The following is a 10,165-nucleotide window of genomic DNA, read 5'->3' on the forward strand; positions in this document are numbered from 1 at the left end:
CGCCGAATCCCGCCGCGCTGTCTCGGCCGCAAGGTGGCGGGAGTACAGCATCTGACAGATCGGCGGGCTCCTCATCCCTCGATCTGCCTCGGCAACGGCCGCGGCAAGGCGTTGGATACCGCATTCGCTATCGAATCTGTAATTATCTGTCAACTCTTGTAATCATCTGGGAACGTGGCTATGGTTTCGTCCGCAGCGCCGAGGAGGGCGCGAACGGCAGGTTGGGAGCCCGCCGCACCAGCCGGCACAAGACCTGCGCCGGCCCAAACAGGGAGGAACTCGATGCCTAATGAAATTCTGTCGCGCGGTGTCACCCGCCGCGCTGTGCTCGGCGGGATGGCCGGTGTCGCGGCGCTGTCTGTCGCCGGTCGCGCGTTTGCTGCTTCGGGAGGTGAGGCGCCGGCGTTGGCGCAACTCGTCAAGGACGGAAAACTGCCGCCCCTCGCGGAGCGCCTGCCGAAAAAGCCGATGGTGGTGACGCCGTTTGAAAAGGTCGGCACCTATGGCGGCACGCTGCGTCGCGGCCTGCGCGGTTCATCGGATCACAACGGCATTCTGCGTATGGTCGGAAACCAGAGCCTGGTGCGCTGGAACCTGGAGTTCACCGCCGTGCAGCCGAACCTCGCCGAAAGCTGGGAGGTCAACGACGATGCGACGCAGTTCACGTTCCATCTGATCGAAGGCGTGCGCTGGTCCGACGGCCATCCCTTCACGGCCGACGATATCGTTTTTGCGATCGAAGACTGCGTCAAGAACACCGATCTCTACAGTTCGACGCCGGCGCAGCTTGCCGTTGCCGGCAAGCCGGTTACCGTTGAGAAGATCGACGATCATACGGTAAAGTTCACCTTCGCGGCGCCGAACGCGCTTTATCTGGAAAATCTCGCCACACCGCTCGGCCAGCACCCGACGCTATTTCCCAAACACTACTGCAGCCAGTTCCTGCCGAAGTACAATCCCAATATCGAAGCCGATGCGAAGAAGGCCGGCGTCACCAGCTGGACGGAGCTCTTCCGCAGCCGCTGCGGTGATATCGAGATCCCAACCCGATGGGGCAATGTCGACAAGCCGACGCTCGATCCGTGGGTCGTTAAGGAGCCCTATGTCGGCGGTGCGACTCGTGTCGTCATGACCCGCAACCCCTATTTCTGGCAGGTCGATACTGCAGGCAACCAGCTTCCCTATATCGACGAGATCAACTTCGGCATTTCGCAGGACGTCGAATCGCTGATGCTGAACGTCATCTCCGGAAAGATCGACATCCAGGAGCGCCACATCAGCGTGCTCGCCAACAAGCCGACCCTGTCCCAGAATATGCAAAAGGGCGATTATCGCCTGCTGACGCTCGTGCCCTCGTCGGCGCAACAGTGCCAGATCTACTTCAACATCACCCACAAAGATCCTGCCATGCGCAAGATGTTTGCGGACAAATCTTTCCGGCAGGCGCTCTCGATCGGCATCAATCGTCCTGAAATCATCGACATCGTCTATTTCGGACAGAGCGAGCCCTACCAGGCAGGGCCGCGTCCGACCCATCCCTGGTACAATGAGAAGTACGCGCGCCAATTCACCGAATACGATCCTGACAAGGCAGGCGCGATGCTTGATCAGGCCGGCTACAAGAAGGGTGGCGACGGCATGCGCGTTCGGCCGGACGGGCAGAAGGTTTTCTTCTCGGTCGACGTCATTCCGACGCTCTATCCCGATCTGGTCGACGCACTCGAACTGGTGAAGACGCATTGGGCCCAAATCGGTGTCGACATGAAGGTCAACACGATCGAGCGCGCGCTCTATTATACCCGCGGCGACGACAACGCTCACGACGCGGCGGTGTGGCCGGGGCCTGGCGGCCTCGATCCGATGCTCGATCCGCGCGATTTCTTCGCCTTCCATCCGCAGGGCTCGCGCTATGCCATTCCCTGGACGCTCTGGTACACCTCCAACGGTGCGCGTGGTGAAGAGCCGCCGGAAAGCCAGAAGAAGCGCATGAAGCTCTTTGACGAGGCGCGTTCGACCGCCGATCTCGACAAGCGCGGCGCGATCATGAAGCAGATCTTCGACATCGCGGCGGAAGAATTCGAGACGGTCGGGCTTTGCCTTGCCGTGGGTGGCTTCGGCATCATCCGCAACAATCTGCGCAATGTTCCCGAGAAGCAGCCGGACAGCTGGTCTTGGCCCAATCCGGGGCCAGCGATGCCGCAGCAGTTCACCTTCACGAGCTGATTTTGATCGAGCGCCGTACCGACGGTACTGCGCTCTTTCTTCGGTTCGCCTTCAAGAAGCCTTGCCGGCGCTGAGAGCCGACAGGGCCGGAGGGCGGCGTTCAATGCAAGAGGCGCCTTATGCTGGTCTTTATCGCCAAACGCTTGCTGTGGATGATTCCATCGCTTTTTGCCGTCAGTTTCCTTGCTTTCGTGCTGATCCAACTGCCACCGGGCGACTATGTCACCACTTATATCGCGACGCTGGCTGCCTCCAACGAGATCGTCGATCAGAACACGGCGGCGCAATTGCGCGAGCGCTTCGGCCTCGACGATCCGATGCTCATCCAATATTTCAAATGGATCTGGGGCATCCTCTCGCGCGGCGATTTCGGCATCTCCTTCGAATGGCAGCAGCCGGTCTCCGACCTGATCTGGGAACGCATGGCGCTGACCCTCGTCCTGGCTCTTTCGACATTGATCGCCACCTGGGCGATCGCCCTGCCCATCGGTGTCTTTTCCGCGGTGCGCAAATATTCGATCGGCGACTATCTCTTCACTGCCTTCACCTTTTTCGGCCTAGCCGTTCCCTCCTTCCTGCTGGCGCTGGTGCTGATGTATATCGCGGCGGTCGAATTCGGCCAGGATGTCGGCGGTCTGTTTTCGCCGCAATACGAGAACGCGCCGTGGAGCTTCGCCAAGATGGTCGATCTCTTCTCTCATCTCTGGCTTCCCGTCATCATTCTTGCCGTCTCCTCGACGGCGAGTCTCATCCGCGTCATGCGCGCCAACATGCTCGACGAACTGCCGAAGCCTTACGTGACGACGGCGCGGGCAAAGGGGCTCTCGGAGTTCCGGCTGCTGATGAAATATCCTCTGATGATCGCGCTCAATCCGTTCATCTCGACGATTGCCTGGCTGCTGCCCAATCTCATCTCCGGCTCGGTCGTCGTCGCCATCGTCCTCAATCTGCCGACGGCAGCACCCTTGCTCCTGCAGGCGCTGATGGCCCAGGACATGTATCTGGCGGGCGCTTTCGTTTTGCTGATCTGCGCCCTGACGCTGATAGGCTCCCTGATCAGCGACATCCTGCTTGCGCTGGTCGATCCCCGCATCCGGTTGGAATAGGAGCCTGATATGGCCGACGTCACCGTTACAAATCTGCAGCCGGACCGCGCCGCCGTCGCATCGCAGTGGCAGCTGATCTGGTGGGCATTCCGCCGGCATCGGCTGGCCATGGCGGCACTCGTCGTTACCGTGCTGATGTATATCGTTGCCCTGGTTCCCGGTTTCTTCGCCATCAACGATCCGTACCTGCAAAATGCGCGGGCGACCTTTCATCCGCCGCAGAGATTGCATCTGCTCGATATCGAGAACGGGTTCTCCTTCGGCCCGCATTATTATCCGATGAAACTGACCCGCGATCCGGAAACCCTGGCGGCCATCTTCAAGGAAGACACGACCAAACGTGTCGACGTCCAGTTCTTCGGGCGTGGCTACGAATATTCGGTATTTGGCCTGTTCAATACCAACATCCATTTGATCGCCTCGCCCGACAAGAACACGCCGCTGCTTCTCTTCGGCGCCGACCGGCTTGGGCGCGATGTCTTCAGCCGGACGGTGCAGGGTTCGCAGGTCTCGCTGTCGATCGGCCTTGTCGGCGTCTTCCTGTCGTTGATGCTCGGCATCGTGATCGGCGGCATCTCCGGGTATTATGGCGGCCGTATCGATTTCTTCATGCAGCGCGTGATCGATTTCGTGCTGTCCCTGCCGACGATCCCGATCTGGCTCGCCATGGCCGCGGCGCTGCCGCAGGACTGGCCGGCGACGCTGCAATATATGATGATCACGATCATCCTGTCGCTGACCGGCTGGGCGCAGCTCGCCCGCGTCGTTCGCGGCCGCTTTCTGTCGCTGCGCACCGAAGAGTTCGTCGCCGCCGCGAGACTCGACGGTGTCCGCGAAAGACGCATCATCTTTCGTCACATGCTACCCAGTTTTGCCAGCCACATCATCGCATCGATCACGCTTGCGGTGCCGGCGATGATCCTCGCCGAAACCTCTCTCTCCTTCCTGGGACTCGGACTGCAGCCGCCGACCATCTCCTGGGGCGTGCTGCTGCGCGAAGCCCAGAACATTCGCTCGATCGCCACCGCACCCTGGCTCTTCATGCCGGGCTGTGCAGTCGTGGTCGCCGTGATGGCGCTCAACCTTCTCGGCGACGGCCTGCGCGACGCGGCCGATCCCTACAACAAATGAGGCCGGCATGACCGATATCGTTTCCATTGCCGGCAGGCCGCTGCTCCAGGTGAAAAACCTGACCGTCGAGTTCCCGCTGCGCACCGGCGTCTTTCGCGCCGTCAACGACCTGTCTTTCTCGATCGAACCGGGCAAGACGCTCTGCGTGGTCGGCGAAAGCGGGTCCGGCAAGTCGGTGACGGCGCGTTCGATCCTGCAGATCGTCGATGCGCCGGGCCGCATTTCCGGCGGATCGATCACGTTGAACCATCAGAGCGGCGGCTCGACCGATCTGACCAGCCTCAATCCACGCGGACGCCAGATCCGGGCGATCCGCGGCCGCGACATCGCGATGATCTTCCAGGAACCGATGTCGTCGCTGTCGCCGATCCACACGGTCGGCAATCAGATCGTCGAGGCGCTGCGTCTGCACACAAGGATGAGCAAGGCCGAGGCACGGGCCGAGGCGGTATCACTGCTGAAGCAGGTCGAGATTCCCTTCCCGGAAAAGGCGCTGGATCGCTATGCGTTCCAATATTCCGGCGGCATGCGCCAGCGCGCGATGATTGCCATGGCCCTGGCCTGTAAGCCGCAGCTTCTGATCGCCGACGAACCGACCACGGCCCTCGACGTGACCACCCAGGCGGAAATTCTCGACCTGATCGCCCGGCTGCAGAAGGCCAATGGCATGGCCGTTCTCTTCATCACCCATGACATGGGCGTGGTCGCACAGATCGCCGACGACGTGCTCGTGATGCACAATGGTGTGGCGAAGGAATATGCGCCGGTCGAGCAGATCTTCCATGCGCCGAAAGACGATTATACCCGCATGCTGATCGGCTCGGTGCTGAAGCTGGAGCAGAAGGCCGAAATCCGGCTGGCACGTGCTCCGCTCGACAGGACGGCGGCGCCAATCCTCGAACTGCGCAATCTGTCGATGAATTTCGGTGAAGTGAAAGCGCTGGACGATGTCTCCATTTCGCTGCTGCCGGGCGAGACGCTCGGCATTGTCGGCGAAAGCGGATCCGGCAAGACGACGATGGGCCGCTCGATCATGCGACTGCTCGATCCGACCGCCGGCGAAATCCTCTACCGCCGCGCCGGCGGCGACGTCATCGATCTGGCAACGGCAAAAGGCCAGACGCTCGCCGCTGCACGGCGGGAATTGCGCATGGTGTTCCAGGATCCGTTCGGCTCCCTCAATCCACGCATGACCGTTTCCCAGATCATTGGCGAGCCTTTGCTCGTCAATGGCGTTGCAAAGGGAAGGGCGTTGGACGAGCGCGTCTGCCAACTCATGGAGCAGGTTGGCCTCGATCCGAGGGCGCGCGAACGCTACCCGCACGCTTTCTCCGGCGGCCAGCGCCAGCGCATAGGCATTGCCCGTGCCATCACGCTCAATCCGCGTGTCATCGTCGCCGACGAGGCGACGTCGGCGCTCGACGTGTCCGTGCGCTCGCAGGTGCTCGATCTTCTAATGCGCCTGCAGGATCAACTCGGTCTCGCCTATATCTTCATCAGCCACGATATCGGCGTCATCCGCTACATGTGCGACCGCGTCGGCGTCATGTACAAAGGCCAGCTCGTCGAAATCGGCGATGCGGAGAAGGTCTGCAATACACCCGAGCACGCCTATACGCAGGCGCTCATTTCAGCCATTCCACGCCCGGATCCGCGCGACCGCGATCATTCGAGGCGCTTCCGCTACATCCCGCCTGAAAGTCTGAAGCCCGACAGTCTGAAGAATGCAAGTTCTCAGAGATGAAAATCACCGGAATCCGCACTTTTCTCATGCATGTCGGGCAGCCCGATCCCTCGAATTGGGCTGCCGATCAACGTTCCGGCGATCGCACGTCCAAGCAATTCGGCGGCACGAGAAACTGGCTCTTCCTGAAGATCGATACCGATGAAGGCATCACCGGCATCGGCGAGTGCTCAGGCTGGCCGCGCGTCGTCGAAACCGCGATCCACGACCTTGCGCCCCTGCTCATTGGCGAAGATCCGGCGCATATCGAGCGCCTGTGGCAAAAGATGCATATCGCGATGATGGGCCATGGCATGCTCGGAACGGTCGGAGGCGGCGCGATGAGCGGCATCGACATGGCGCTGTGGGACATGAAGGGCAAGGCGCTCGGCGTGCCTGTCTGGATGCTGCTTGGCGGCAAGGTGCGGGATCGGATTCCGATCTATTCACATGCCAACACGCCCGAGCGCGCGCTTGCACTCAAGGAGCGCGGCATCAGGGCGATCAAGTGCGGCGGGGTCTCCGATCCCGTGCGCAAGGTCGCCGCCCTCCGCGATGCCGTTGGCGACGATATGGATATCGCCATCGACCTGCATGGACCGCCTTGGCTGACACCTGCGGATGCATGCCGGCTGGTGCGTGCGCTCGAACCCTACGAGCTTATGTGGGTGGAAGACCCGATCGCGCCTGAGAACATCGAAGGCTACCGGCGCATCCGCGAGGCTGCCCATATGCCGCTTGCGGCCGGCGAGCGCTCGGCCACCATTTTCGGCGAGCGCGAGCTGATCGAGAGGGAGCTGGTCGACGTGATTCAGCCCGATACCGGCCGGGCCGGCGGCATCACCCAGATGAAGAAGATCGCGGCCATGGCCGAAGCCCACCACATCCAGATGGCGCCGCATTCCGGCTCGCTCGGGCCGGTGGCGGAATATGCCGCCCTTCATCTGCTGGCCGCAATCCCGAACGCCCTCATACTGGAGCGCCTCGACGACGACTGGGACGGCCGCCGCCAGACGATCGTGCCGCACCCTGAGCAGGTCGACGGCTCGATTGCCGTTCCCGATGGTCCGGGGCTGGGCTGCGATATCGACGAGGCGTTCGTCGCCCGTTTCCCCACCGGCGGCAATGTCTCGGTGCCGCAAGCTGCCGGCGCCTACAATCCCGGAACCGACAACGAGCATGTCTACGTGCAGACGCGCGTGGCGCGCCGCAGCTATTTCAATCGCTAGAAGGACAGAATGATGAAAATCGATCGCATGCGGGTTTTCATGACCCGCGACAAGGACCGTCCGCGCGTGATCGTCGCGCTCGATACCGACGATGGGCTGACCGGCTGGGGCGAATGCTACAATCACGGCCCCGACAAGGCGCTGCCGCCGCTGCTCGATTATCTCTATGGATTTCTCTCCGGCCAGGATCCGACGCGCGTCGACTATCTGGTCAATCTGCTGATCCAGCAGAGCCGTTTCCCGCCGGGCGCACTCGGCCTTGCCGCGATCTCGGCGCTCGATCACTGCCTGTGGGATCTGGCGGCCAAGGCGGCGAACGTGCCGGTCTATAAGCTGCTCGGCGGCGAGGTGCGTGAGCGCATCAAGGTCTATGCCGGGGTCTATACTGCGCCCGATGCGCCGGCCGCCCGCGACGAATTCGACCGCCTTAAGGAGGAATGGGGTTTTACCGCCTTCAAGCTCAGCCCCTGGCGGATCGACATGCACGCCCATCGCTGGGGAAATGTCGTGAAGGCGTCAGCGGATTACTTCCGCTCGCTGCGCGAGACGGTCAATGACGAATACGATATCGCCTTCGACGCGCATGCCAAGATCTTCGAGCCGATTGCCGCAAGGCAGCTCGGCAATGCGCTGGCGCCTTACGATCCGCTGTTTTTCGAGGAGCCGCTGCGTCCGGAAAATATCGAGGCCTGGGGTGACCTGAAACAGGGGCTCAACTGCGTGCTGGCAACCGGCGAGTCGCTCTACAACAGAAACGAGTTCCTGCGGCTGCTGCAGGTCAAGGGCGCCGATCTGATCCAGCCCGATATCTGCGTCGTCGGCGGCATAAGCGAGATGCGCCGCATCGCCACGCTTGCCGAAGCCTACTTCGTCGGTGTCGCTCCGCACAACCCGATGGGTCCGCTCGCGACAGCCGTCAACGTGCATTTCTCGGCGGCCGCGCAGAATTTCCGCATCCTCGAATACCGGCTGCCGAAAGGCCAGGCCTATGTTTATGGCGGCCTCGATGTCGAGAAGCGCCAGGGAGAGACCCGCTACGTCGTCGACCCCTACCTGCCGAAGGACGGCTATCTCGAACTGCGCCCCGACCGGCCCGGCTGGGGCGTCGAAATGGACGAGAAGGCGATGGAGGAGGAAGGCTACATCCACTGGCAGCGGCGCGTTCCGAAGCGGCCGGACGGCTCCTACGCCTTCGCTTGAAGACGTTGCTGGAAATCAGGACCAGGCTGCTTCCGCATGGAGCGGCCAGTTTCTTTTATGCTCTCAGCATCTGTCGGCAGCACTGAGCGTATCCTGGCGATGAAGACATGCCGCAGAAGAGGATGGGCCCGGCCGGTGGCGAGGGGCTTCCGCGAACGTCTCGCGAACCTGTGACCATACCATCTGCGGGCAACTGTGCGGGCGCGCAGCAGCAGCATGACGGTCTGCGGATACATGCCGACTTCCGCCTATTGGGGGCGGGCCAAGGTCACGGTCGATGTAGCAGAACAGCGCGGCTGGCGCACCGAAGCCGCTCCAGTTTGCGATTGCTGCGCGCTGGCGCGCCTGCCAATCTGTATCGCCTTCTCCTGACCATTCTGTTGCTGCTGTGGTTCATAATCTCCATTCGCAATGGAGGCATAACCATACCCTGGTCTAGGAAGCGTACATCAAACGTTCATCAGGGATTCAGCGGCAAGAGCAACATGGTCATTTGGTCAGGTGGCCGGCTCGGAGGCGTTGTTCAGGGGAACGACGGCGCGATCCGAAGATATCGGCGAGCGTATCGAGCATCGTCCTCGCCATGCCCGACTGAAGGGAATAATAGATCGTCTGAGCAGCCCTTCGCGTCTGCACGAGTCCGTGTTCTCGAAGAATTGCCAGATGCTGGGAAGTCGAAGATTGGCTCAATCCGACTTTATCCGCCAGGTCTGTTACCGACACTTCTCCCGCGGTCAACAGATGCAGAATGTGGAGCCGTTTGGCGTTCCCCATGGCCGACAAGAAAGTTGCTTCGATGTCGAAGGTGTTGGTTTCATGGGAAGGCGTGGATGACGATCGATTGTTCAGGCGTGATCTCCTTATGGAATCAAAGCCGGGCATGAGGTCATCTCCCTGAGCTTTAATTTAGAGATAACGCATGGGTGCGAAGCCGGAACCCATTGCCGGCGCCGCGGCGTCTTTTTCAACGCGAATCGGATACGGCGCGCATGAAATGGACAGGCGGGTCGTGTGCGAGGCCGGTATTCGTCTTCATTGCAAGCACCAGGCAGAGCTAACGCGAGCCGGCCTGACGCATTTGCGCGCCACCAGCGTTTCACAAGCCCGGATCCGTTCACCAATCGAGGCGGCCTCCATCTTTTGCATGACATTGCTGCGATGAGCTTGACCGTCACCTCGCTGATGCCGAGATCGAAGGCGATCTGCCTGTTGAGGCGTCCGCGCGCCACTTCGTGCTCGCGCTGCGTCAACGTCTCTTTGCAGGATGACGGGCATGGTCGGCCCGGGGCCGTTCCGTTCCGGCTGCGGCATCGCGAAAATTTCATGAATTTCATGTGCATAACCGTCGGTGTAGGCCTTGCTCTTCAGCCCATGTGCGAATGCGAATCGCTCGCCGATTTGCCCGCGAATTGCCAGATTCCGGAACCCGTTTCGCGTGCCTCGAGGCGAGATTTGGTTAAGCATTTGTAATTCAGTCACGAATCGCGGCATATAGTAACTGCGCAACTGAAGCGCTTTCGTTCAAAATTGCGCAGTTACTTGGGAAAACAATC

General features: G+C 61.2%; 7 protein-coding genes and 2 pseudogenes. 6 read left to right on the plus strand and 3 right to left on the minus strand.

Annotated features, from left to right (window positions below):
* Positions 1–282: 282 nt before the first annotated feature.
* The 6 genes from J2J99_RS24370 to J2J99_RS24395 all read left to right on the plus strand — a co-directional run bounded on the left by J2J99_RS24370 (position 283) and on the right by J2J99_RS24395 (position 8,612).
* Positions 283–2,223 carry an ABC transporter substrate-binding protein gene (locus J2J99_RS24370; protein WP_168300829.1) on the plus strand — a complete coding sequence of 647 codons (1,941 nt, stop codon included), beginning with the start codon at positions 283–285 and terminating at the stop codon, positions 2,221–2,223.
* 119 nt (positions 2,224–2,342) lie between these two features.
* Positions 2,343–3,329, plus strand: a complete 987-nt coding sequence (locus tag J2J99_RS24375) for an ABC transporter permease (protein WP_168300828.1) — start codon at positions 2,343–2,345, stop codon at positions 3,327–3,329.
* Between the two features lie 9 nt (positions 3,330–3,338).
* On the plus strand, positions 3,339–4,460 hold the full coding sequence (locus tag J2J99_RS24380; protein ID WP_168300827.1) for an ABC transporter permease: 1,122 nt from the start codon (positions 3,339–3,341) through the stop codon (positions 4,458–4,460).
* Positions 4,461–4,467: 7 nt separating this feature from the next.
* The gene (locus tag J2J99_RS24385; RefSeq protein WP_168300826.1) at positions 4,468–6,204 is read left to right on the plus strand and encodes an ABC transporter ATP-binding protein; all 1,737 of its coding nucleotides are present in this window, start codon (positions 4,468–4,470) and stop codon (positions 6,202–6,204) included.
* On the plus strand, positions 6,201–7,412 hold the full coding sequence (locus J2J99_RS24390; protein ID WP_168300825.1) for a mandelate racemase/muconate lactonizing enzyme family protein: 1,212 nt from the start codon (positions 6,201–6,203) through the stop codon (positions 7,410–7,412). Before J2J99_RS24385 ends, J2J99_RS24390 begins: the two co-directional genes overlap by 4 nt.
* 12 nt (positions 7,413–7,424) lie before the next feature.
* Positions 7,425–8,612, plus strand: coding sequence for a galactarate dehydratase (locus J2J99_RS24395; protein ID WP_168300875.1), 1,188 nt, complete (start codon positions 7,425–7,427; stop codon positions 8,610–8,612).
* Positions 8,613–8,667: 55 nt separating this feature from the next.
* Here J2J99_RS24395 and J2J99_RS24400 read toward each other — a convergent pair.
* The 3 genes and pseudogenes from J2J99_RS24400 to J2J99_RS24410 all read right to left on the minus strand — a co-directional run.
* Positions 8,668–8,966, minus strand: a pseudogene (locus J2J99_RS24400) (nitroreductase family protein); the annotation flags it as partial.
* Between the two features lie 135 nt (positions 8,967–9,101).
* Positions 9,102–9,461 (minus strand): ArsR/SmtB family transcription factor, encoded by a 360-nt coding sequence (locus tag J2J99_RS24405; RefSeq protein WP_168300874.1) that lies wholly within the window; start codon positions 9,459–9,461, stop codon positions 9,102–9,104.
* Positions 9,462–9,666: 205 nt separating this feature from the next.
* Positions 9,667–9,868 (minus strand): annotated as a pseudogene (locus J2J99_RS24410) (LuxR C-terminal-related transcriptional regulator); the annotation flags it as partial.
* Positions 9,869–10,165: the final 297 nt, after the last annotated feature.

The sequence above is a fragment of the Rhizobium binae genome (assembly GCF_017357225.1).
GTDB lineage: Bacteria > Pseudomonadota > Alphaproteobacteria > Rhizobiales > Rhizobiaceae > Rhizobium > Rhizobium binae.